General features: G+C 61.2%; 18 protein-coding genes and 1 pseudogene. 9 read left to right on the top strand and 10 right to left on the bottom strand.

Features of this window, described 5'->3' with window-relative positions; all coding sequences use genetic code 11:
* Window positions 1-43 precede the first annotated feature (43 nt).
* A complete protein-coding gene (locus VOI29_RS01105; protein ID WP_323775618.1) occupies window positions 44-817 on the bottom strand; it encodes a 3-hydroxybutyrate dehydrogenase in 774 nt (257 codons plus the stop codon).
* Window positions 818-1,243: 426 nt separating this feature from the next.
* Here VOI29_RS01105 and VOI29_RS01110 point away from each other — a divergent pair, with 426 nt between their 5' ends.
* The 3 genes and pseudogenes from VOI29_RS01110 (at window position 1,244) to VOI29_RS01120 (ending at window position 4,211) form a co-directional block, all read left to right on the top strand.
* Window positions 1,244-2,959: an extracellular solute-binding protein gene (locus VOI29_RS01110; RefSeq protein WP_323775619.1), complete on the top strand. Its 1,716-nt coding sequence runs from the start codon at window positions 1,244-1,246 to the stop codon at window positions 2,957-2,959.
* Between the two features lie 361 nt (window positions 2,960-3,320).
* Window positions 3,321-3,851: pseudogene (locus tag VOI29_RS01115) on the top strand (aquaporin); the annotation flags it as partial.
* A gap of 129 nt (window positions 3,852-3,980) precedes the next feature.
* A complete protein-coding gene (locus VOI29_RS01120; RefSeq protein ID WP_323775620.1) occupies window positions 3,981-4,211 on the top strand; it encodes a hypothetical protein in 231 nt (76 codons plus the stop codon).
* A gap of 29 nt (window positions 4,212-4,240) precedes the next feature.
* On the opposite strand, the gene VOI29_RS01125 is transcribed toward VOI29_RS01120, so the two are convergent.
* Window positions 4,241-4,864, bottom strand: coding sequence for an XRE family transcriptional regulator (locus VOI29_RS01125; RefSeq protein WP_323775621.1), 624 nt, complete (start codon window positions 4,862-4,864; stop codon window positions 4,241-4,243).
* Between the two features lie 64 nt (window positions 4,865-4,928).
* Here VOI29_RS01125 and VOI29_RS01130 point away from each other — a divergent pair, with 64 nt between their 5' ends.
* The 3 genes from VOI29_RS01130 to VOI29_RS01140 all read left to right on the top strand — a co-directional run bounded on the left by VOI29_RS01130 (window position 4,929) and on the right by VOI29_RS01140 (window position 8,483).
* The gene (locus VOI29_RS01130) at window positions 4,929-6,434 is read left to right on the top strand and encodes a class I adenylate-forming enzyme family protein (protein ID WP_323775622.1); all 1,506 of its coding nucleotides are present in this window, start codon (window positions 4,929-4,931) and stop codon (window positions 6,432-6,434) included.
* A gap of 5 nt (window positions 6,435-6,439) precedes the next feature.
* The gene (locus tag VOI29_RS01135) at window positions 6,440-7,096 is read left to right on the top strand and encodes a DsbA family oxidoreductase (RefSeq protein ID WP_323775623.1); all 657 of its coding nucleotides are present in this window, start codon (window positions 6,440-6,442) and stop codon (window positions 7,094-7,096) included.
* Window positions 7,097-7,247: 151 nt separating this feature from the next.
* The gene (locus VOI29_RS01140) at window positions 7,248-8,483 is read left to right on the top strand and encodes an MFS transporter (RefSeq protein ID WP_323775624.1); all 1,236 of its coding nucleotides are present in this window, start codon (window positions 7,248-7,250) and stop codon (window positions 8,481-8,483) included.
* 86 nt (window positions 8,484-8,569) lie between these two features.
* Here VOI29_RS01140 and VOI29_RS01145 read toward each other — a convergent pair whose 3' ends face one another.
* From VOI29_RS01145 to VOI29_RS01155, 3 genes are all read right to left on the bottom strand, one after another.
* Complete coding sequence (locus tag VOI29_RS01145) at window positions 8,570-8,953, bottom strand: hypothetical protein (RefSeq protein WP_323775625.1); 384 nt, start codon at window positions 8,951-8,953, stop codon at window positions 8,570-8,572.
* A 90-nt stretch (window positions 8,954-9,043) separates the two neighbouring features.
* Window positions 9,044-12,508, bottom strand: a complete 3,465-nt coding sequence (gene mfd / locus VOI29_RS01150) for a transcription-repair coupling factor (protein WP_323775626.1) — start codon at window positions 12,506-12,508, stop codon at window positions 9,044-9,046.
* Between the two features lie 71 nt (window positions 12,509-12,579).
* Window positions 12,580-13,074, bottom strand: a complete 495-nt coding sequence (locus VOI29_RS01155) for a component of SufBCD complex (protein ID WP_323775627.1) — start codon at window positions 13,072-13,074, stop codon at window positions 12,580-12,582.
* Between the two features lie 183 nt (window positions 13,075-13,257).
* On the opposite strand from VOI29_RS01155, the gene hemB reads away from it, so the two are divergent.
* Window positions 13,258-14,256, top strand: coding sequence for a porphobilinogen synthase (gene hemB, locus VOI29_RS01160; protein ID WP_323775658.1), 999 nt, complete (start codon window positions 13,258-13,260; stop codon window positions 14,254-14,256).
* 151 nt (window positions 14,257-14,407) lie between these two features.
* On the top strand, window positions 14,408-14,983 hold the full coding sequence (locus VOI29_RS01165) for a YSC84-related protein (RefSeq protein ID WP_323775628.1): 576 nt from the start codon (window positions 14,408-14,410) through the stop codon (window positions 14,981-14,983).
* 104 nt (window positions 14,984-15,087) lie between these two features.
* Here VOI29_RS01165 and VOI29_RS01170 read toward each other — a convergent pair whose 3' ends face one another.
* A complete protein-coding gene (locus VOI29_RS01170; RefSeq protein WP_323775629.1) occupies window positions 15,088-15,960 on the bottom strand; it encodes an NAD(P)-dependent oxidoreductase in 873 nt (290 codons plus the stop codon).
* A 115-nt stretch (window positions 15,961-16,075) separates the two neighbouring features.
* Here VOI29_RS01170 and VOI29_RS01175 point away from each other — a divergent pair, with 115 nt between their 5' ends.
* Window positions 16,076-18,553 (top strand): penicillin acylase family protein, encoded by a 2,478-nt coding sequence (locus tag VOI29_RS01175; protein WP_323775630.1) that lies wholly within the window; start codon window positions 16,076-16,078, stop codon window positions 18,551-18,553.
* 47 nt (window positions 18,554-18,600) lie between these two features.
* Here VOI29_RS01175 and hflX read toward each other — a convergent pair whose 3' ends face one another.
* The 4 genes from hflX to trkA all read right to left on the bottom strand — a co-directional run bounded on the left by hflX (window position 18,601) and on the right by trkA (window position 23,144).
* Window positions 18,601-19,872, bottom strand: coding sequence for a GTPase HflX (gene hflX / locus VOI29_RS01180; protein ID WP_323775631.1), 1,272 nt, complete (start codon window positions 19,870-19,872; stop codon window positions 18,601-18,603).
* Entirely contained in the window at window positions 19,872-20,111 is a 240-nt protein-coding gene (hfq, locus tag VOI29_RS01185; RefSeq protein ID WP_005611588.1) for an RNA chaperone Hfq, read from the bottom strand. The genes hflX and hfq overlap by 1 nt, the downstream gene beginning before the upstream one ends.
* Window positions 20,112-20,230: 119 nt before the next feature.
* A complete protein-coding gene (locus tag VOI29_RS01190; RefSeq protein WP_323775632.1) occupies window positions 20,231-21,766 on the bottom strand; it encodes a TrkH family potassium uptake protein in 1,536 nt (511 codons plus the stop codon).
* A gap of 1 nt (window position 21,767) precedes the next feature.
* Window positions 21,768-23,144, bottom strand: coding sequence for a Trk system potassium transporter TrkA (trkA, locus tag VOI29_RS01195; protein ID WP_323775633.1), 1,377 nt, complete (start codon window positions 23,142-23,144; stop codon window positions 21,768-21,770).
* Window positions 23,145-23,155 lie beyond the last annotated feature (11 nt).

Here is a 23,155-nt window from a genome sequence, read left to right on the forward strand (position 1 = left end):
GCGGCATTGGGGGCCGGCCCCTCCCGCCGCTTCCAGGCGACGCCTACAGCGCCGTCCAGCCGCCATCGACACTCAGCGTCGTGCCGGTAATTTGCGCTGCGGCATCGGAACACAAGAACACCGTGGTGCCACCCAATTGCTCCACAGTCGCAAACTCGCGGCTCGGCTGGCGTTCGAGCATCACCTTCTTGATCACCTCGTCCCGGCCCATGTTGTATTTTTCCATGGTGTCCGGAATTTGCGCCTCCACCAGCGGCGTCAGCACATAGCCCGGGCAAATCGCATTGCATGTAATTGGCTCCTCCGCTGTTTCCAGCGCCACTGTCTTGGTCATGCCGACGACCCCGTGCTTGGCTGCCACATAGGCCGCCTTAAACGGCGAGGCAGTCAGCCCGTGCGCTGAGGCGATATTGACGATCCGCCCCCAGCCCGCCGCGCGCATTCCGGGCAAGGCCGCCGCCATGGTATGGAAATTCGAGTTCATGTTGATCGCGATGATCGCGTCCCATTTGTCCTGCGGGAACGCATCGATCGGCGCCACGTGCTGGATGCCGGCGTTGTTCACCAGAATATCGCAAACGCCGGCCTTCTCAATCAGCGCCCGGCAATCGGCCCCTTTGGACATATCGGCCTGGATGTACCGGGCGTTGACGCTGAATTCACGGGCGATGTCTGCCGCCAGGGCGTGATCCTCTTCCCGGTCGGTGAATGAATTCAGCACCACATCAGCCCCAGCCCGCGCCAGTTCGCGTGCAACCCCCAGGCCAATACCTGAATTCGATCCGGTGATAACGGCGGTCTTCCCTTGCAAGGACATCGGCATCTTTCCCTCGGCTGAATGAAACTGCCGCCACTGTGCCATGCTGCAGATGCAAAAGAAACGCGTAAGACTACGGATCGTCCCTTGCAACGCGGGGGCATTTCCCTTCAGAGGTGGTGTGGAACTGTCCGAAAAAAAACGCCCGCACAAGGCGGGCGTTAGTTATTGAGGCAGGTTTCATACAGGCAAGAAACCTATCGAGCAGTGACCCCTTTATAAGCAATTTCCGGCTTTCGTCCAAGCTAAAAGTTTGAAAAGACGAAAAAGCGCACGTAGCGTGCGGAAGCAAGAAAATAAGGGCAGAGCGGGATTGTTGTGAAACTGTGTATAGAAAATTTCGTCAAGCTCCGTACGGCACTGACCGGAATCACCTTGGCTTTTGCTGCGAACTTTGCGCAGGCAGAATCGGGTCATGGCATAGCTATGTATGGCGCACCCGCCCTGCCACCGGATTTTGTGTCTTTACCCTATGCCAACCCGAATGCCCCCAAAGGCGGCAAGGTGGTTTTCGGCAACACCGGCGGCTTTGACACGCTGAACCCGTTCACCCTTAAAGGGACCGCGCCGTGGCAGCTGAGGTTCTGGGGATACGAGAGCCTGATGGGCCGCTCCTGGGATGAGCCGTTCACGCTTTATGGTCTTTTAGCCGAATCGATTGAGGTGCCCGAGGACCGCTCCTGGGTCGAATTCACCCTGCGGGAGAAGGCGCGATTCTCCGATGGCAGTCCGGTGACCGTCGAAGATGTGCTCTGGTCGTATGAAACTTTGGGCACCAAAGGCCACCCGCGCTACCGAGGTTTCTGGACCAAGGTCGAGCGGATGGAACAGACCGGGCCGCGCAGCCTGCGGCTGACGTTCAACACGATAGACCGCGAGCTGGCGCTGATCGCAGGAATGCGTCCGATCCTCAAGAAGGCGCAGTGGCAGGACAAGGACTTCGGCACGGATGCACTGCCCGGCGCGCCGATCGGCACCGGCGCCTATGTGGTCAAGAATTTTGAACCCGGCCGCTTTATAACCCTGGCCCGGGATCCGGATTACTGGGGCAAGGATTTGCCACTGCACCGCGGCACCCGGAACTTTGACGAAATGCGCCTGGATTTCTTTGGCGACGCAACCGTGCTGTTTGAAGCCTTCAAGGCAGGCGAGCTGAGTGCGGTGCGGGAATTCAACGCCGACAAATGGGACAGCGTCTACAACTTTCCTGCCGTGACCCGCGGCGATGTGGTCAAAAGCGAAATACCGCATCAGCGCCCTTCGGGCATGACCGGGTTGGTGATGAACAGCCGCCGTGCCCCGCTGAACGATTGGCGCGTGCGCGAGGCGCTGCTACTGGCGTTCAATTTCGAATATATCAACGGCACAGTGACAGGCGGCGTGCAACCGCGGATCACCTCATATTTCTCGGGGTCCGAACTTGGCATGCAGCCCGGCCCAGCTGCCAGCAAAGTTCAAACACTGTTGGAACCCTTTGCAGACACGCTGCTGCCCGGCACACTGGATGGCTACGCATTGCCACAGGGAGACGGCACCAAGCGAAACCGCAAAAACCTGCGCAAAGCAATGAAACTGCTGGCCGACGCGGGTTGGAGCGTCACCGATGGCGTGCTGCGCAATAACGATGGTGCGGCATTAAACTTCACGGTTTTAATCCGCCAGGGCGACGGTGAGATGAAAACCATCACTGAAATCTATGCCCGCGCACTTGAGCGACTGGGAATCTCGCTGACGGCGGAAACCGTCGACAATGCACAATATGTCGAACGCCAGAATGCCTATGATTTCGACCTAACCCGCTACCGCCTGGAGTTGTCGCTGAGCCCCGGAAACGAGCAGCGCTATTACTGGGGCAGCGACGGTGTCAGCCAGCCCGGCAGCCGCAATCTGATGGGCATGGACAGCCCGGCGGCTGAAGCGATGATCGATGCCATGCTAACCGCGTCGGAGCCGGACGACTTCACAGCCGCGGTGCGGGCGCTGGACCGGGTTTTAACCGCAGGCCGCTATGTCATTCCTTTCTGGCGGTTCGATGCGGGGCGGATCGCCCATGTCAAGGAAATGCGGTTCCCGGAATATCTGCCGATTTACGGCGACCGGACAGAGTTCATGCCGGATGTCTGGTGGTATCAGACAGACTGACGCGCCGGCCAGCGGCAGCTTGCGGCCAGAGCAATTGACTTACGGCAACTAATTCCACATTTTGCGAAATATGTAACTTAATATCACGGATAAACTCAGTGCTCTGGCGCATCCAAACCGCCTGGTCCTGTTCCGTTTGCTGATGACCTGCTGTCCGGGTGCTGCCAGAACCAACCCGATTTCTGCAGTTCTGTAACGAGTAAAGGACCGACCATGCCATCGGGTGAGCGCCCGTTGAACATCCTGTTCCTCTGCGCGGGCAACTCTGCCCGCTCCCTCCTGCTGGAACAACACGGCCGGGCGCAGCCGAATTGACACAGCAGTTCAAACGGATAGGAGAGATCGTGTGACCGGGCAGAAACTGCTGGCCAATCTAATGGCCACCGGCTGCATGCTCTATGCAATCATCACCACGCTGGGGCCGGTTTCCGGGATCCGGCGGTGACGCTCGCCTTTGCGTAGCGTGGCGACCATCCTGGAGCGCGGCAACACCCTATATCGGAGTGCAGATCATTGGTGGCATCCTGGGGGCTGGGCCTGCCACATCATGTTTGATCTTGCAATTTTGCAAAGATCCGCAACCATGCTCCGCAGCAGAACAGCTCAGTGGTTTTCCGAAATCCTGGCCGCTTTCGGCCTGCTGTTCGTGATTTTCGGCGGGCTGCGGTCACGTCTCAAGGCGGTGTCCGCGCTGGTCGGCCTCTATATCACCGGGGCTTACTGGTTCACCTCTTCCACCAGCTTTGCCAGCCCGGCGGTGACCATCGCGCGCGGCTTCAGCGATACCTTTGCAGGCATCTATCCGGGCGATATCCCGATGTTCATTGCCATACAGGTGTACGTGATGGGCATTGGCCACATCACTCTGCCTCGGCTGTTTACACGGGGTTGATCATTGGCGGAATTCCGCTGAATGCGGCGGCCCCGGGCTGATGCCCCGCGGCCGCCGTTACACAAAGCTTGAAAAATGCTAGCATGAGGGTCCAACAACCCAAATCCGTTTGTCAGGGAGGCCCCCCCAATGCCTGTACAGACAGCAGCTGCCAGCTGGATTGACAGGATGCCCCGCATCAAACAGCGCTTTCCGCATCTGAAAGCCAGCAACGCGCCGTCACTTGTGGATGACCGGGAAAGATTTGTTGCTTATCTGGCCCGCACCCATCACCTCACCCTGAACGAAGCCAGGGAGGAAGTGGACGATTTTCTCTATATCGAAAGTCTGCTGAGAGAACTGGACGGGCGGCCGCATTAGCAGCACAGCCCCTGTTTCAGGTCCCGGAATCAAACCAGCGACGTCACCCAAAGGATCATTGCGTCTTCAGGGCTGACGGATATGACATTGTGCCCCATGGCCGCGTCGTAATAGGCGCTGTCCCCGCGGCGCATTTCGATCGGCTCATAAAACTCCGTATAAAGCTTGACCACCCCGGTCAGCACATACAGGAATTCCTCGCCATCATGGCGCACCCAGCCGTCAAATTCATCCAGCGACCGTGCCCGCACCCGCGCCCTGTAAGGCAGCATCTGCTTGCGCGACAGACCGTCCGCCAGCAGCTCGTGTTCATATGTCGCGGTGGCATGGGCCGAACCGTCCCCCGATTTGGTCACCGTCATCCGCCCATTCACCTGATCGCGCTGCGGCTGGGTAAACAGCTGGGGCACCGAGATCTGCAAGCCCACAGCCAGCTTCTTAAGCGCCTCATATGTCGGTGACATCTGGCCATTTTCGATCTTGGACAGGGTCGAACGCGCCAGCCCGGCCTGATTGGCTGCATGCTCCAGTGTCCAATCCCTCGCCTTGCGCAGTTCGCGCACGCGTGCCCCCAAGTCCAATGGCTCTGCTTCGTCATCTCCGCCGTTTGCACGGGCGATGGTAATCAGGGATTTCGGGTCACGGTCAGTCATAGCCACTCTATAAGCCGCACCGGCGCAGCTTGCAACGCAGGACGGTGCAGGGTACCCAATTGCCATGCTGTCTGTTTTTGATCAGGGACCCTTTGCGCCCTGCCCCGCACCCTTCAATCTCGCGGCCCATGTGCTGCGCCATGCCCGGCGGCTGGCGGATAAACCCGCGTTGTCGGTTCTGCAAGGCGATGGCAGCGAAGTTTGGACATACGCCCGGCTTGAATCCGCCGTACGCGGCACCGGGACCGGGCTGCTCAAGGCAGGGCTGAAACCCGGAGACATCGTGCTGATGCGGCTGGGGAACACGGTGGAGTTTCCGATTGCCTATCTCGGCGCCATTGCGGCCGGGCTGGTGCCGGTTCCGACCTCAGCCCAGCTGACAGCGCCCGAAACCGCCCGGATGATCGCCGATCTGAACCCGGCTGCAGTTCTGCGCGACCCTGCTGTGGCTTGTGCGAGTCACCCGCTGCAAATCAGCAGCGCCAGCTTGCTGGAAATGCACCGGCTGCCTCCCTGTGAATACGCTTTTGTGGACCCGGAGCGGCTCGCCTATGTGGTCTACACTTCCGGCACCAGCGGAAATCCGCGCGCCGTCGCCCACGCACACCGGGCTGTTTGGGCGCGGCAGATGATGGTGGAGGGCTGGTACGGTCTGAAAGCAGACGACCGGCTGCTGCATGCTGGCGCTTTCAACTGGACTTACACGCTGGGCACCGGCCTGCTGGACCCCTGGGCGGCAGGCGCAACGGCGCTGATCCCGCAGCCTGGGACCCCGCCAGCCGCCCTGCCCGCACTGTTGCACCGCCACCGGGCAACCCTCTTTGCCGCCGCCCCCGGCGTCTACCGGAAATTCCTGCACGCCGGCCCGCTCGATCTGCCGGACTTGCGGCATGGGCTTTGCGCTGGTGAAAAGCTTTCACGCCATCTTCACGCAGCTTGGGAGACCGCAACAGGCTGCGGCTTGTTCGAGGCTTTCGGCATGTCGGAATGTTCCACTTTCATTTCCTCTTCGCCGTCCTGCCCTGCACAGGACGGCGCGCTCGGGCAGCCGCAAGCCGGCCGCAGAACCGCCATACTGGGCAGCGACGGACCGGTTCCGATGGGGGAGGAAGGCACCATCGCAATCCACCGCTCGGACCCGGGGCTGATGCTTGGCTATCTGAATGCGCCTGAAGAAACCGCTGCCCGCTATCAGGGGGATTGGTTCCTGACCGGTGATCAGGGCACAATGTCTGAGAACGGCCAGATCCGCTATCTGGGCCGTGCCGACGACATGATGAACGCCGGCGGCTACCGGGTTTCGCCGATCGAAGTTGAAACCGCGCTTGCCGCCCATCCCGGCATCACCCAGGCCGGTGCCGCGGCAGTTGAGGTAAAGCCGGATACCTATGTCATCGCGGCCTTCTATACCGGTCCCGAAGAGTTGATCCCGGAACAGCTGCAGGCCTTTGCATCCCAGCGCCTGGCCCGTTACAAGCAGCCCCGCGCTTACGTTCACTTGGACGCCCTGCCTATGGGTGCCAATGGCAAGCTGCTGCGCCGCGCCCTGCCCGCCCTGTTCAAAGGATGACCCCAATGCCCGACGTCAAGCTCGACATCCTGTCGGACCCGATCTGCCCTTGGTGCTATATCGGTAAGACCCATCTGGACAAGGCACTGGCCGAAGTGCCCGATCATCCCTTTGTCATCGAATGGCATCCTTTCCAGCTGAACCCTGATATGCCGCGTGAAGGCATGGCACGGCGCGACTACCTGGAGCGTAAATTCGGCGGCAAGGACGGCGCGGTGAAGGCTTATGCGCCAGTGGTGGAACACGCCGAAAAGGCCGGCCTCGCCATCAATTTAGAGGCGATGACACGCACCCCCAACACACTGGATGCGCACCGGCTGATCCATTGGGCCGGGATTGAGGGCAAGCAGACGCAAGTGGTAGACGCCCTGTTCAGAGCTTATTTCATTGACGCCAAGGACATTGGAGACCACGCGGTTCTGACGGAAATCGCAAGCGGGGTTGGAATGGAGGCTGGCGTCACCGCGCGGCTGCTTCAAGGCGACAGCGATGTGCAGGCCATCCAGAACCGCGACGCCCACTCCCGTAAAATGGGGGTAAGTTCGGTGCCGACGTTTATTGTTGCAAGCCAGCACGCCGTGCCCGGCGCCCAGCCGCCGGAACTGTGGAAACAGGTAATTGAGGACATCCTGCAGCAGCAGAAGGCCGCAGAGGCCGAATAACCGCGCGGAAACTACTTAGCATCGCAACAATGCACAGTTTCCTGTGCAGCCGGGCGCTGGTCCGGCAAACAGATTCGTGCTAGCGGAACCGGACAGCTCCCGGACCGGCCTTGTTCCCCGGAACCATCTGAAGAGCTGTTAGAGGATTCAAATGTCTCAGTCCCAGGTTCACTCTCCGGCCCATGGCATGGCCAAGGCTGAATTCATTGCGCTTATTGCGATGATGTTTGCCACAATTGCTTTTTCAATCGATGCGATGCTGCCCGCGCTGCCCGAAATCGGCCAGACGCTAAGCCCCGATGACATCAACCGTGCCCAGCTGGTGCTGACCTCCTTTGTGCTGGGCATGGGGATCGGCACATTCTTTACCGGTCCGCTGTCCGATGCCTTTGGCCGCAAGCAGGTCATTGCCGGCGGCGCAGCGCTGTATATTGTCGCAGCAGCCGTTGCCTGGCAGGCGCAATCGCTGGAACTTCTGCTGGCCTCCCGCGTCGTCATGGGGCTGGGTGCCGCCGGGCCGCGGGTGGTTGGCATTGCCATTGTGCGTGACCTTTATTCGGGCCGGGAAATGGCGCGGCTGATGTCGATTGCAATGATGATCTTCACGCTGGTTCCCGCCTTTGCGCCGTTGCTGGGTGCAGGAATCATCGCGTTTTCCAGCTGGCGCGGTATCTTTCTGGCCTTTGCTGTTTTCGCCATCCTCATCGTGATGTGGATGGGTCTGCGCCTCCCGGAAACCCTGGCACTGGCGAACCGCCGTCCCTTTCGTCTGCCGCTGCTTCTGGGCGCGGTGAAAGAGATGTTCGCCCATCCTGCCGTGCGCCTGTCGATCCTGGTGCAGACCCTTTGCCTCGGAATGCTGTTCACTATGCTGACAATGGTGCAGCAAGTCTATGACGTGATCTTTGACCGTGCCGGCAGCTTCCCCTTCTGGTTTGGGTTTGTGGCCTTGATGGCAGGAACCGCCAGCCTGCTGAACGCAGCCATCGTTGTCCGCGTTGGCATGCGCAGGATCGTGACCTGGTCTTTGGCTGCGCAGGTCTGCATTTCCGCCATCATGCTGATGCTCAGCGGCCAGGCTCTGCCGGAAACGCTTCTGTTTGGCCTGTTTGTCGCATGGCAAACCAGCGTGTTCTTTCTTGCGGGCACCACGCTTGGCAATCTCAACGCCATTGCGATGGAGCCGATGGGCCATATCGCCGGCATGGCGGCCTCGGTGATCGGTGCGATCTCCACTATTCTTGCCGCCGCAATTGCCGCCCCCGTGGGCCTGTTGTTCGACGGTTCGCTGCTGCCGCTGGCCGCCGGGTTGCTGACAATGGCCGGGCTTGCGTTCCTGCTGATGCTGCGAATGGCACGGGCGGAGGCGCAATTGCCCGCCGAATAACCAACTCGCCCGGATCAGCGCCCCTGCCTGACCCTTCCAGACGATGGGAGAGGTTTAGTCATGGGGCACGATCAAACCCTCGGCAGCTAATCCTGCCCGCTCTTCTCCCCTTCGCAGCAAGCACCGCTTTGGCTCAAACGCGACAAACCGGCTACTGCAAAAATAACTGCCATTTCGACATCTTCGGCGCGATGTTCCCGGCGCAGATGGAAATTGCCCCAAGAAGAACGCGCAGGACATTCTGCCAGTCGAATGCCAGCGCTATGATGAGTCCTGGGGCTGACCTGGGCATTGATGGCACTCTGCCGCGCGCGTCGATCCATCCGGTCAAAATCCGGAGCCTGAAAGAATTGCATGATTGCCAGATGGTCCGCTGCGAACCTGTTGAAATCCGCAGCATAAAGCAGAAACCCGATAGGGCGCCTGCCCGCGCCGATCACGTGGTAGCTGCGGCCTGTTTTCACGCCCATGCCCCCATGAAGCCGACCTGCAGCTGCAGCTGAGCAAAATTTCTTCGAAGAAATTTACCAAGGAATTTTGAATTTCCTTGGTTCCAAGTATCAAACCTTCGCGATTGCCTTGGCCTTCTTCTTCTCCGCCACGACTTTCTCCGCCAGGTCGCGGGCAATGGCAAAGGCCCCTTTGATCTTGTCGCTGTCCTTCCTCCAGTCCCGCCTTATGACAATTTTGTTGTCCTTGACCTTAGCCAGACCATCCTGGCTCTGGATGAACTCCACCAGCCCCTGCGGTGAGGCGAATTTGTCATTGTGGAACTGGATCGTCGCGCCTTTTGGCCCGCCGTCCATCTTGGCAATGCCTGCGCGCTTGCACATTCCCTTGATCCGAACCACCAGCATCAGCGTGTTCACTTCCTTGGGCAACTTACCGAAACGGTCGATCAGCTCAGCGGCAAAACCTTCCAGCTCCACCTTGGTCGAAAGCGACGACAAGCGGCGGTAGAGGCCCAGGCGCACGTCCAGGTCCGGCACATAGTCCTCGGGGATCAGCACCGGAACGCCCAAGTTGATCTGCGGCGCCCATTGCTCATCAGCATCTGAAAGACCTTCCATCTCGCCCGCTTTGATTTTAGCGATCGCCTCCTCCAACATGGATTGGTACAGTTCATAGCCAACATCGCGCATCTGGCCGGACTGCTCCTCTCCCAACAGGTTACCGGCGCCCCGGATATCAAGGTCTTGCGAGGCCAAGGTAAAGCCGGCGCCCAGCGTGTCCAGAGAGCCCAGAACCCGCAGCCGCTTCTCGGCCGCCGGTGTCAGCCGCTGGCGCGGCTTGGTCGTCAGATAGGCGTAAGCACGGGTTTTCGACCGCCCCACCCGGCCGCGGATCTGGTAGAGCTGCGAGAGGCCGAACATGTCGGCGCGGTGCACCACCATGGTGTTGGCGGTAGGAATATCCAGGCCGCTTTCCACGATCGTTGTCGCCAGCAGCACGTCGTACTTGCCGTCATAAAAGGCGTTCATACGGTCATCAAGTTCGCCCGCTGCCATCTGCCCATGCGCCACCACATAGGACAGCTCCGGCAACTGTGCCTGCAGGAAAGCCTCGACATCCGGCAGGTCGGTGATCCGAGGCACCACATAGAAGCTTTGCCCGCCGCGGTAGTGCTCGCGCAGCAATGCCTCGCGGACGGTGACGGTGTCGAATTCGCTGACGTAGGTGCGGATCGCCAGACGATCCACCGGCGGGGTGCCGATGATAGACAAGTCCCGAACACCGGTCAGCGACAGTTGAAGCGTCCGCGGAATCGGCGTTGCGGTCAGGGTCAGCACGTGAATGTCGCTGCGCAGCTGTTTCAACCGTTCCTTGTGGCCGACGCCAAAGTGCTGTTCTTCGTCAATGATCAGCAGCCCAAGGTTCTGGAACTTGATGTTCTTGGCCAGGACTGCGTGGGTGCCGACAACGATATCGACGGTTCCCTTTGCCAGTCCTTCGCGGGTCTTGCCGGCTTCCTTGGCGGAAATAAACCGCGATAACTGCCTGACCTGCAAAGGAAACCCGCGGAAACGCTCTGCAAAGGACGCGGCATGCTGCCGTGCCAGCAGCGTGGTCGGCGCCACCACAGCCACCTGCAGCCCGGTCATCGCCGCGACAAAGGCCGCCCGCATCGCCACCTCGGTCTTGCCAAAACCAACATCGCCGCAGATCAGCCGGTCCATCGGCTGGCCGGAGTGCAGGTCTTCCATCACGTCTTCGATTGCGCGCAGCTGATCGTCGGTTTCCTGATACGGGAATCGCGCTGAGAACTCTTCCCAGGCGTGCGGCGGCGGGTCCATCACCGGCGCCTTGCGCAGGGCGCGTTCGGCAGCGATGCGGATCAGCTTGTCCGCCATCTCGCGGATGCGTTCCTTCAGCTTGGCCTTCTTCGCCTGCCAGGCACCGCCGCCAAGCCGGTCCAGCAGGCCTTCGTCATGGCCGTATTTGGACAGCAGCTCGATGTTTTCGACCGGCAGGTACAGCTTGGACGCTTCGGCATATTCCAGCAGAATGCACTCATGCGCGGCACCTGCAGCTGTCACCACTTCCAGCCCCTTGTAACGACCGATGCCGTGGTCCACATGCACCACCAGATCGCCAGGGCTGAGAGATTGCGTCTCGGTCAGGAAGTTCTCGGCCTTGCGGCGTTTCCTCGGCGCCCGGATCAGCCGGTCGCCCAGCACATCCTGCTCCGAGATCACCGTCATGTCCGGCGCCTCGAACCCATGCTCCAGCGCCCAAACCGCCAGATGCAACCCGCTTTTTCCGATCCGCGTTCCATCCATCACCGGGATGGCTTCTGCCAGGCCTTCATCTTCAATCAGTCCGGTCAAACGCTCCCGCGCGCCTTCGGAGTAGGAGGCAATAACAACCGGCCCATCCTGCATCCGTGCTTTGATATGGGACGCCAAGGCACCAAAAAGACTTATGCTTTCTTGCTGCCGCTCGGGTGCGAAATTGCGCCCGATCCGCCCGCCTGCGTCCACAGTCCCTGGTCCCGAGGCCTGTGGCAGCGGGTGCAATTGCACCACACGGTGTTCTGCCGAAGCAGCCTCCCAGGCGGCATCATCCAGATACAGCAATCCTGGGGGCGTAGGTTTGTAAACCGTATCAATCCGCCCCTTTTGCGCCATTGCGTGTTTGCGGGTTTCAAACTGGTCTTCGATTGTGTCCCAGCGCGCCAGCCGCGCCGGTGTTACCTGGTCGTCCAGCGTCACGGTCGCCTGCGGCAGGTAGTCAAAAAGGGTTTCCAGCTTCTCATGGAAGAATGGCAGCCAGTGCTCGATCCCCTGATGCTTGCGGCCAGCGCTGACCGCTTCATACAGCGGATCATCGGTGCCCGCAGCGCCGAATTCGATCCGGTAGTTCTGCCGGAACCGGGTGATCGCCGCCTCGTCCAGGATCACTTCGGATACCGGTGCCAGTTCCACCACGTCCAGTTTCTCGGTGGTCCGTTGCGTGGCTGGATCGAACCGGCGCGCGCCATCCAGCACATCGCCGAACAGATCCAGCCGCACCGGGCCGCTTTCACCCGGCGGGAAGATATCGATGATACCGCCGCGCACCGCATAGTCGCCCGGCTCCATCACCGTCGGGCTTTGGGTGAACCCCATACGCACCAGGAAACTGCGCAGCGCCCCTTCGTCAATCCGGTGATCGACGCGGGCAGTAAAGGCCGCCTCGCGCAGCACCTCGCGCGCTGGCACCCGCTGGCTGGCAGCATTCAACGTGGTCAGCAGCACAAACTGCTTGGGCATCTGGTGCACCAGGGCGGCCAGAGTCGCCATCCGTGCAGCCGAGATATCGGCATTCGGCGATACCCGGTCGTACGGCAGGCAATCCCAGCCCGGAAAGGCAAACACCGGCATCTCCGGTGCGAAAAAGGCAAGTGCAGACCGCAATGCCTCCATCCGCTTGTCGTCGCGGGCCACATGCAGAACCGGCGCACCGGATTTCTGCACTTCCTTCAGGATCAGCCGGGCATCGAACCCTTCAGGCGCGCCGCCCATGGTGATTGCACGCTGTGCCATGCCTTATCCTTTCCAGGTGTCCTCAATGGGTCACAACCCGCCAGTTAGAATGCCCCGATGGTCAGGTTTTGTTACATGCCCCAAAACGCGGTGACCACTATGGAGATGACGCCCACGAGCTGCACATAAAGCCGGCAGAACGCCAATCGCTTGCGCAGAGCCTCGCCTTTGGTACCTTCCTGCGAGATCCGGCGCGCGGTCAATAAGCTGATCAGCCCGACCACGGCCATAGGGAATACCAGCAGGAAAACCGCTTGGGCGATCTCCAGCAGGAATACAAAACCCAGCACAGCCAGACCCGACATCACGAAACAGGACAGCGCCACAATCCATGGACCTGAAACCTCGGCAATGTACAGCAGACGGGTCACATAGACCCGAACGACATCCTCCAGATCGCGCTCCGCCTGGCCGCCGTTGCGCTGCGCCCGCTGGACCATGTCATAGGGAACCCCAAGGATCCAATGGCTGGCAGTCGACCACAGCACCGCCAGTGCAATCCAGTACCACAGGTTGGAGAATGACCGCAGCTCAATCATCTCATAGATAATATGAAGCAGATCCACGCCAGCCCCCTGTTCTGCCCGCAGGTCTTCGGGCTGGAATTTGTCAACCGGCCCTATATCAACCGGGAAGCGCGCGCAGGCAAGCCCTGCCTGCTGCACAAGTTTTCCGGCGCGGCGATTGTGCCTCTTGTTCCCGGGGGCGCTTCCATGCCACCCATGGGCAAGCCAAAACGAGAGACCGCCATGAAGCCTACCGTCGCGCCTTTTCCCGCCGCCCGCCTGCGCCGCACCCGTGCCAGCCAAGCCATCCGTGACCTGGTCCGGGAAAACACTCTGACCCCCGCTGAATTCATCTGGCCGGTGTTTGTCCGCGACGGCGAAGGTATCGAGGAACCGATCGCTGCGATGCCCGGCGTGGTGCGCCGATCGGTGGACAAGATTGCCGAAGCCGCAGTTGAGGCGCAAGCGCTGGGGATTTCGGCAATCTGCCTGTTTCCTTATACCGATGCCTCGCTCAAGACCGAGGACTGCGCCGAAGCTTGGAATCCGGATAACCTGACCAATCGCGCGATCCGCGCGATTAAGGATGCCGCGCCGGATATCGCGGTGATGACCGACGTGGCGCTGGACCCCTATAACACCAACGGCCACGACGGCTATGTGGTGGACGGCGAAATCGTCAATGACGCCACCGTCGAGGCACTGGTCAAGATGGCCCTCGCCCAAGCGGATGCCGGTGCCGATATCATCGGCCCCTCCGATATGATGGACGGGCGTATCGGGGCAATGCGCGGCGCCCTGGAAAAGGCAGGCCACCAAAATGTGGCGATCCTCTCCTACTCGGCCAAATACGCCTCTGGCTACTATGGGCCGTTCCGTGATGCAGTCGGCGCAGCCGGTGCGCTGAAGGGCGACAAGAAAACCTATCAGATGGATCCGGCCAACAGCGACGAGGCGCTGCGGCTGGTTGAGCGCGACCTGATGGAGGGCGCCGACATGGTCATGGTAAAGCCCGGCATCGCCTATCTGGACATTTGCCACCGGGTGAAATCCGCCTTTGGCGTGCCGACCTATGCCTATCAGGTCTCCGGCGAATCCGCGATGATCCAGGCCGCGGCGCAAAACGGCTGGATCGACGGCGAAAAGGTGATGATGGAAAACCTGATGGCTTTCAAACGGGCGGGCTGCAACGGCATGCTGACCTATTTCGCACCCGCTGCGGCCCGGCTGCTGAACGGCTGACATTGCCGATTGCCTCGGCAGGCGATCAGTTCAGCGGGAAGCCGCCGCCATCCGCTTTGCAGCGGATGACAGGCAGCGGTTTTCCGCGTATACATTTGATCAGAGCCGGAGCATACCGGCCTTGGAGCAAATCATTACAGGCATCTGAAAAATGAGCAGTTTTTCCTCTTCCCGCATGACCCGCCGCGGTTTTGCCCTGACGGCCCTGGCCGGCGCCGGCGTCACCGCCGCCTGCGGCAACGGTGTTGGCAACAGCAACGGCGCCAAGATCGACGCCCGCGTCGATGCAACACTGAACCAGATGTACAGCCAGTATCCCAACACCCGCACCCTGGCCGAGAAGGCAACAGGCATGCTGGTGATGCCGCTGGTCACCGAGGCAGGCTTTGTCTTTGGCGGCGCCTATGGCCGTGGCGCGCTGCTGATCAACGGTGTGACGGTGGATTACTACTCCACCGTCAAGGGCAACGCCGGCCTGCAGATCGGCGCCCAGCAATACGCCCATGTGCTGTTTTTCATGACACAGGACGCGCTGGCCTCCTTCCGCCGCTCAACCGGCTGGGCGGCAGGGGCAGATGTGGAATACGTGATCAAAGATGAAGGCAATGCGCTGACTGCCGACACAAACACCCTGACCTCCCCAGTTCTGGCAGTGGTCTTCGGCCAGGCCGGCCTGCGCGTCGGCGCGACGCTGGAAGGCACCAAATACACCCGCATCATCCCCTGACCGGCCCGAAAGGCGGGGGCGCACGGCCTTCGCTTCTTTCTGACCGGATACACTCCCGCCAGAGGCATGGCCTTTCCTTCAGGAAAGGCCATTTTCTTTGTTTCTCAGTCCAGCTTGCGCAACCGCTTGAACAGCGATGAGGTGTCCCAGCGCCCGCCGCCCATCTTCTGCACGTCCTTGTAAAACTGATCCACCAGGGCCGTCACCGGCAGGCTGGCACCGGTCGCATCAGCGGCGTCCAGGCAGATGCCCAGATCCTTGCGCATCCAGTCCACTGCAAAGCCGTGCTCGAAATGATCGTCCAGCATGGTTTCATAGCGGTTGGCCATCTGCCAGCTTCCCGCCGCGCCCTGGCTGATCACCTCGACCACCGCGCGGCCGTCCAACCCGGCCTTCTCGGCAAAATGCAGCGCCTCGCTCAATCCCTGGACCAGCCCGGCAATGGCAATCTGATTGCACATCTTAGTCAGCTGCCCCGCACCGCTGCCGCCGATCCGGCGGCAGATTTTGGAGTAGGCATCAATCACCGGCTCAACCCGGGCGTAAGCGGCCTCGTCCCCGCCGCACATCACTGACAGCCCGCCGTTCTCCGCCCCAGCCTGACCACCGGAAATCGGTGCATCAACAAAAAACACGCCCTTCTCCTTTGCGGCGCCATGCAGTTCCCGGGTCACGGTTTCCGACACCGTCGTGTGATCAACAAACACCGCATCTTCGCCCATTCCGGCAAAGGCGCCATCCGACCCCAGGCAGACCGAGCGCAGATCATCGTCATTTCCAACGCAGGCCATTACAAATTCCGCCCCGACCGCAGCCGCCCGCGGTGTGGCGCCGAACTTGCCGCCATGCTCCGCGGCCCAAGCCTTGGCCTTGGCTTCGGTGCGGTTGTAGACGGTAACCTCATGGCCCGCGGCCTGCAGGTGCCCGGCCATCGGATAGCCCATGACGCCGAGCCCCAGAAACGCGATTTTTGCCATCTGCTTTTCCCTTGATCTGTCTTCGCTTATGTTGGCGCCAACCCTAACACCGCCGCCGCCGGGCGCAATCTGGCATGTGGCTGGACACAACAAAACTAAGGGAAAACAAACGCTGATGGGACATCTTTTCCGCTGGCTTCTGCGACTTGCTGCGGGGCTGATTCTGGTAAGCGTTCTGGCCATAGCACTGGTCTACTACCTCGCTTCGCAATCGCTGCCAGATTATAACAAGGAGCTTGCCCTGCCCGGCCTCTCCTCGCCCGTCGAGATTGTCCGCGACAACGCCAATGTGCCGCATATTTTCGGCAGTTTCGGTGCCAGCGACGAGGATGTATACTTTGGCCTTGGCTATGCCCATGCGCAGGACCGCCTGTGGCAGATGACGGTGATGCGGCGCACCGCCCAGGGCCGCCTGTCGGAAATCTTCGGCACCCGCACGCTGGAAACCGATACCTACTTGCGCCGCCTGGATATCTACCGCCTGGCGCAGCAATCTGTGGCGGTGCAATCCCCCGAAGCAATGGCCGCGCTGAGCGCATATGCCGCCGGGGTCAACGCCCGCCTTTTGGAAATCAACGAAGACGCGCTTGGCCGCGGTGCACCGGAAATGTTCCTGTTCAACATGCCGGTGGCTCCCTGGCAGCCTGCCGACAGTATCGCGGTCATGAAGCTGATGGCGCTGCAGCTCTCCGGCCATATGAAGGAGGAGATCCTGCGTGCCCGCACCTCGCTGGCGCTGAATGACACCGCCCGGATCAAGGACATCCTGCCGGATGCGCCCGGCAAGGGACTGACCGCACTGCCGGAATATGCCGCTCTGGTTCCCGGCGTCCGGCAGTCCGCCTTGGCCGCACCTGCTGAGGAAGGCAAACTGTTGTTCCCGGTGGCGCCGCGCGGACTGGCAGGGGCCTCGAATGCCTGGGCGGCTGCCCCTGGCCGTTCAGCGGCGGGCGGCACATTGCTGGCCAATGACCCGCATCTGCAACTAACCGCTCCCGGGGTCTGGTATCTGGCCCGGCTGGAGCTGGGCAGCGGCGGAGTGATTGGCGGCACCATCCCCGGAATACCGGCTGTGATCACCGGGCGGTCGGACGCTTTGGGCTGGGGTGTTACCTCCTCTTACCTCGACGACCAGGATCTTTTCATTGAGCGGTTGAACCCGGAAAACCCCCAGGAATATCTCGGCGTTGACGGCTACAAGAAGTTCATCTCCCGCCCCTCGATCATCAAGATCAAGGACAAGGCCCCGGTCACCCTGACCCTGCGCTGGACCGACAACGGGCCGGTGCTTCCCGGTTCGATGTTCAAACTGGCCGAGATCACCCCGCCCGGCCATGTGGTGTCGCTCAGCTGGACTGTGCTCAGCCCCAAGGATACCTCGATGAGCGCCGCCATCGGCTTGATGCGCAGCACCACAGTGCAGGACGCAATCATAGCCGGAGAAGGCTTTGTCGCCCCTTCGCAAAACCTGACACTGGCGGATCAGGATACAATTGCGCTGAAGACCGTCGGCGCCTTTCCGGTGCGAGACGCCGCGCACCAAAGCAAAGGCCGGATGCCAAGCCAGGGCTGGCGCCCGGAGAACCGCTGGCAGGGCCGCGCGCCTTATGCGGATAACCCGGAATTCATCAGCCCCGCAGGCGGTATTCTGGGCAATACCAACAACAAGATCCTGGACCGGCCTTTCCCGAACCATGTCTCCTTTGACTGGGGCGACACCCAGCGCATTCACCGTTGGCAAAAGCTGATGCAGAACCGCGAGGTGCATACCCGCGACAGTTTCATCGAGGCGCAGCTGGACACTGTTTCCTACACCGCCCGCACACTTTTGCCGCTGGTCGGAGCCGACCTGTGGTTCACCGGCGAGGCCGCGCCCTCCGGCACCCGCGAGCGCCAGCGCCAGATTGCCCTGACCCTGCTGTCGGAATGGAACGGCGAGATGAACGAGCATCTGCCGGAACCGCTGATATATGCCGCCTGGCTGCGGGCGCTGCAGACCCGTCTGATTACCGACGAGCTGGGACCGGTGGCTAAATCCTTTCGCCATGTTGAGCCGTTGTTTATTGAACGGGTCTACCGCGACGTTGAGGGCGCTGCCGTTTGGTGCAATGTGCGCCATAGCGCACCGCAGGAAAACTGCACCGAAATGGCCCGGCTGGCACTGGATGATGCACTGACCTGGATCGAGGAACGCTATGGTGACGCGCTGGAATCGCTGCGCTGGGGCGATGCCCATCAGGCTGCACAGGACCACCCGGTTCTAGGCGAGGTCCCGATGCTGCGCTATTTCGTGAACATCCGCCAGTCCACCAGCGGCAGCGGCAACACCCTGCAGCGCGGTAAAAGTTCAGGCAGGGACCCCGGTCCTTTTCAGAACACCCATTCCGCCGGCTACCGCGGGGTCTATGATTTCGCCGACCCCGACAGTTCCGTCTTTATCGTTTCAACCGGCCAGTCCGGCCATCCCCTGTCGCGATACTATGATGACATGGCCCAGCTGTGGCGCCGCGGCGAATACATCCCGATGTCGCTGGACGAGGATCTGGCCCGCGCCGCAGCCGGCGGCATCACCCGGATCACTCCAAGGCAATAAAAAAGGGCGCTGCGGCGCCCTTTTCCGTTCTCGCATGACCCAATGGTTCACAGTCTTTCGAATTTGGCCTTTTGCCGGTCGGTCCACAGCACGGTGATGTCAAAACCGGTTTCGGTCTGTTCTTCGCTCTGAACCAGATCCTCGCTGAACAACCAGGCCCGCTGCTTGCCCTCGGCAAAGGTGAGGTTCAACAACTCCTCGTGCCGCACGCCCTGAAGCTGCTCTGCGATATCGGCCAGCAAGCCATCCAGCCCCTCACCCGTCAGGGCCGAGATTGCGTGGATGCCATCCTCACGTTCCGCACGCTGGCGGCGGGCTTCGGCGTCTTCTGCGGGCAACTGGTCCAGCTTGTTCCAGACCTCGATCCGGGCGCGGTTCTCATCCACCCCCAATGAGGCCAGGATTGCCTCGACATCCGCAGCCTGCTGCTTGCTTTCATCATGGCTGATGTCGCGCACATGCAGAATCACATCCGCAGCCAGAACCTCCTCCAGCGTCGCACGGAAGGCAGCCACCAGTTCGGTCGGCAGGTCCGAGATAAACCCCACTGTATCGGACAGGATCACTTCGGGTCCGTCCGGGATCTGCACCCGTCGCATGGTCGGATCAAGCGTGGCAAAGAGCATGTCCTTGGCCATCACTTCGGCCCCGGTCAGACGGTTGAAGAGCGTCGATTTTCCAGCGTTGGTATAGCCCACCAAAGCCACAATCGGATAGGGCACCTTGGCCCGCGAGGCACGGTGCAGCGTCCGGGTCTTCACCACCTTATCGAGCTGCCGCCGCAGGCGCACCAACTGGTCGTCGATGGCACGGCGGTCGGCCTCGATCTGGGTTTCGCCGGGTCCGCCGACAAATCCCAATCCGCCGCGCTGGCGCTCCAGGTGGGTCCAGGCCCGCACCAGCCGGGTCCGCTGATAGCTGAGCGCCGCCATTTCGACCTGCAATACACCTTCTCGGGTGGCCGCACGGTCCGAGAATATCTCGAGGATCAACCCGGTCCGGTCGAGGATCTTGACCTTCCAGGCTTTCTCCAGATTGCGCTGCTGCACCGGCGACACCGACCCGTCAATCAGGACCAGTTCCACCTCATTCGCCTTCAGGATTCCTGCCAGCTCTTCGATCTTGCCAGAGCCGAACAGCATCCCCGCGTGCGCCTTGGGCAGGCGCACCACATTGGAACCGATCACATCAAGATCGGGCAAGGCCGCTGCCAGCGCAATGGCCTCCTCAAGCGCAGGAGCCGCCTCGCGGCGCCCGCTGTCGGATTTGATTTCCGGATGCAGCACCCAGGCACGGGTGCGCGTCCATTCATGCTCCATCAATTGGAGTCTTCACCCTCATAGAGACTGATCGGCTGGGCAGGCATGATAGTCGAAATCGCGTGTTTGTAGACCAGCTGCGACTGTCCGTCGCGGCGCAGCAGCACGCAGAAATTGTCGAACCAGGTGATCACACCCTGCAGTTTGACCCCGTTGATCAGAAAGATTGTAACCGGAACCTTGGTTTTGCGAACGTGATTCAGGAAGGCATCCTGAAGATTCTGTCTGTCCGAAGCCATTTTTATTATCTCGCCTTTGTTCTTGCCGCGCGCCGCGGACCAGCGCGCACATTAAGTTCACTATGAACGGAGAAATTGCAAGTTTCCACCCGAAAAACACCATTCCCCCTGAACAGCGATCAGCTGCGCCAGAGGTTGGGCGACAACAGCGCGATGAACGCCAGCGTCTCCAGACGTCCCAGCACCATCGCAATGCACAAGATTAGCTTGGCCGGCGCTGTCAGCAGGTTCAGAACAATCGGCGTGCTGCCGGCCGCTTCGGCCAGCGGGCCGGTGGTCGACAGCGCGGCAACCGCAAGCACCAGAGATTGCTCAAAATCCGAGCCGACCGCGGCCAGTGCAGTGCTGACCACGGCCAGCGACAGGGCAAAAAGCATGAAAAACACCCAAGCCACAAACGCCCCGTTCTTTTGCAGCCGTTTCGTGCGGTTGCCTTCACCGCTCACCGAGCTGGGATGCACCAGACGCTCCATTTCGCGCAGCCCGTTGAGGTAAAGCGCATAGACCCGCAGCAGTTTGACCCCGCCCGCAGTGGTGGCGACGCCGCCGCCGAACACCGCCAGCCCCAGAAGGATCATCCCCGGCGTTTCCAGCCCCGACCAGGCCTGGGCGGCTTCCCAATGAGCGCTTTCAAAACCGGTTGTCGACAGGAACGACAGCACCGTAAACACGGTGCCCCATAGCGCCCGCAAGGCTTGCAGCAGATCTTGACCGGCGTCCACTTCGTAGGCGGCCACCCAGTGGCGCAGGAACAGCAGCAGCGGCACTCCAAAGACGATCAACAGCCCGGTTCGGAACTCAGGGTCTTTGTCCAGCCGCCCCTCCCCTGCGGTGACTGTGTCACTGGAAAAGGTCAGCCGCGACAACGCGAACAGCATGAACAGGAACATCACCATTTCGCCCGCCAGACCGCTGGCGGCGTTCTCGACGCCACCAGTCGCAGATATCCCCGAGGTCGCCATGACAGACATCGCATGGCTGAGACCGGCCAGTGCCTGCTCGCCGGTGATCATCAGCAAAAGCCACAGTACAAGCGTCAAACCGGCATAAACCGGCGCCAAGGTGCGGGTGACCAGTACCAGCTGACGGCGGGGGTCTGCCCGTTCCATATGCAATGGACCGGCCATGCCGCCGCCGGGTTCCCCTTTGGCCGTGACTTCAAACCCGCCCAATGACATTGGCGCCAGCACCGCTGACGCGGCCACCCACATCAAAAGCCCGCCAAGCCAGCCGACAAGCGCCCGCCACAGATGCACGCTGGGCGGCAGCCGCCCCGGGTCGCCCCAAACGTCGGCGCCGGTGGTGGTGATGGCGCTGACCATATCGAAATAGGCGTTCAAAAACCTGGTGCTGACCAGCGCATCCTGAACCGGCACCGCCAGAAACAACGGCAGCACGGTGAAGGTTGCCAGCAGCGAAAGCAATTGCCCAGGCATCCCGTAGCGCGGGACCCGGTTGCCCATCGACAGGCCGATCAGCACCACCAGAATAAGCCCGGCAATACCGGCATAGAAAAAACTGCGCGAAGTATGATGGTCGTCCAGCACCAGCGCATGAACGGCCGGCAGCCACATCGCCAGCGAGGCAATGCCCCAGATCAGCAGAAACAGAGGCAGGCGCAGCACGCCAATGGGAGCTTTGACAGGGCGGCGCATCTTAGAAATAGTCGATCGAAACCTGCAGCAGGCGCTCGACCTCGGGCACATCGGCCGCCACCGCAAAGAGTGCAATCACATCGCCCTCCTCGATCCGCATCTGTCCCGAGGGTCGCAGCATCTCGCCGTTTTTCAGCACCCCGCCGACCAGCACGCCTTCGGGGAAATCCGTTTCCCGGATCATCTGACCTGCAATCGGCGAGGTCGACAGCACCTCGGCTTCGATCATCTCTGCCTCGGCATCGCCCAATGAGTAGACCTGGCGCACCCGGCCATAGCGGATATGGCGCAGGATTGAACTGACGGTGGTGGAGCGCGGGTTGATATAGGCATCGATACCCAGATGCGGCAGCAGCGGCACCAGCGTCGGGTCGTTGATCAGCGCAATCGCCAGCGGGCAGCCCTCGGCCTTGGCACGCACAGCGGCCAGCATGTTGGTCTTGTCGTCATCAGTTACCGCCAGCATCGCGTCCGCCTTTTCGATGCCCGCTTCGATCATCAGCGCCCGGTCCAGCCCGTCGCCGTTCAGCACGATGGTGCGCTCCAGGGTTTCCGCCGCCCGCTCGGCACAGGCGCGGTCGCGTTCGATCATCTTGGCCCGGATCCGTGTTGTGCTGGCCTCCAGCGCCTTGGCCACTTCCAGGCCGACGTTGCCGCCGCCGACCACAACCACCCGGTCCTGGCGCTTTTCGTGCTTGCCGAACACTTCGATGGTGCGGGGCACGTCATCGGCGTGGCTGAACACATAGCAGCTGTCGCCCACAAACAGCTGGTCGCCAGGTTCCGGCGCAAACAAAGTGCCGTCGCGCCGCACCCCGACCACGATCGCGCGCAGCGTCGAAAACAAATCGGTCAGCTGCCGCAACGGCGTATTCACAACCGGGCAATCGGCGTCGATATGAATCCCCAAAAGCTGCGCCTTGCCGCCCATGAAGGTCTCGGTGTCAAACGCCGCCGGAGCCGACAGCCGCTGCATTGCCGCTGCCGCCACCTCCCGCTCGGGGCTGATTACCACGTCGATCGGCAGATGCTCGCGCTGGTAAAGGTCGGAATAGATAGCCGTCAGATAGCTTTTGGCCCGCAGACGCGCGATCTTGCGCTGGACCTTGAAGACCGAATGCGCCACCTGGCAGGTCACCATGTTGACCTCGTCCGAATGGGTGGCCGCGATGATCATGTCGGCATCCCGCGCCCCGGCCCGGTCCAGCACATCCGGATAAGAGGCAAAACCATGAATGCCCTGCACGTCCAATGTATCTGTCGCCCGCCGCACCAGGTCCGGGTTGTTGTCGACAACTGTCACATCATTGTGCTCGCCGGACAGATGGCGGGCGATCTGCCAGCCGACCTGGCCCGCACCGCATATAATGACCTTCATTTGCGTGTCCC

It is taken from the genome of Leisingera sp. (assembly GCF_034669605.1).
In the GTDB taxonomy this organism is placed as follows: Bacteria; Pseudomonadota; Alphaproteobacteria; order Rhodobacterales; family Rhodobacteraceae; genus Leisingera.

Coding starts and splice junctions, on each gene's coding strand:
- hfq (WP_005611588.1), bottom strand. CDS start 20,111: ATGGCTTCGGACAGACAGAATCTTCAGGATGCCTTCCTGAATCACGTT.
- VOI29_RS01125 (WP_323775621.1), bottom strand. CDS start 4,864: ATGACTGACCGTGACCCGAAATCCCTGATTACCATCGCCCGTGCAAAC.
- VOI29_RS01190 (WP_323775632.1), bottom strand. CDS start 21,766: ATGCGCCGCCCTGTCAAAGCTCCCATTGGCGTGCTGCGCCTGCCTCTG.
- VOI29_RS01165 (WP_323775628.1), top strand. CDS start 14,408: ATGAGCAGTTTTTCCTCTTCCCGCATGACCCGCCGCGGTTTTGCCCTG.
- VOI29_RS01170 (WP_323775629.1), bottom strand. CDS start 15,960: ATGGCAAAAATCGCGTTTCTGGGGCTCGGCGTCATGGGCTATCCGATG.
- hemB (WP_323775658.1), top strand. CDS start 13,258: ATGAAGCCTACCGTCGCGCCTTTTCCCGCCGCCCGCCTGCGCCGCACC.
- VOI29_RS01145 (WP_323775625.1), bottom strand. CDS start 8,953: ATGGGCGTGAAAACAGGCCGCAGCTACCACGTGATCGGCGCGGGCAGG.
- VOI29_RS01175 (WP_323775630.1), top strand. CDS start 16,076: ATGGGACATCTTTTCCGCTGGCTTCTGCGACTTGCTGCGGGGCTGATT.
- VOI29_RS01120 (WP_323775620.1), top strand. CDS start 3,981: ATGCCTGTACAGACAGCAGCTGCCAGCTGGATTGACAGGATGCCCCGC.
- hflX (WP_323775631.1), bottom strand. CDS start 19,872: ATGGAGCATGAATGGACGCGCACCCGTGCCTGGGTGCTGCATCCGGAA.
- VOI29_RS01110 (WP_323775619.1), top strand. CDS start 1,244: ATGTATGGCGCACCCGCCCTGCCACCGGATTTTGTGTCTTTACCCTAT.
- trkA (WP_323775633.1), bottom strand. CDS start 23,144: ATGAAGGTCATTATATGCGGTGCGGGCCAGGTCGGCTGGCAGATCGCC.
- VOI29_RS01105 (WP_323775618.1), bottom strand. CDS start 817: ATGTCCTTGCAAGGGAAGACCGCCGTTATCACCGGATCGAATTCAGGT.
- VOI29_RS01130 (WP_323775622.1), top strand. CDS start 4,929: ATGCTGTCTGTTTTTGATCAGGGACCCTTTGCGCCCTGCCCCGCACCC.
- mfd (WP_323775626.1), bottom strand. CDS start 12,508: ATGGCACAGCGTGCAATCACCATGGGCGGCGCGCCTGAAGGGTTCGAT.
- VOI29_RS01135 (WP_323775623.1), top strand. CDS start 6,440: ATGCCCGACGTCAAGCTCGACATCCTGTCGGACCCGATCTGCCCTTGG.
- VOI29_RS01140 (WP_323775624.1), top strand. CDS start 7,248: ATGTCTCAGTCCCAGGTTCACTCTCCGGCCCATGGCATGGCCAAGGCT.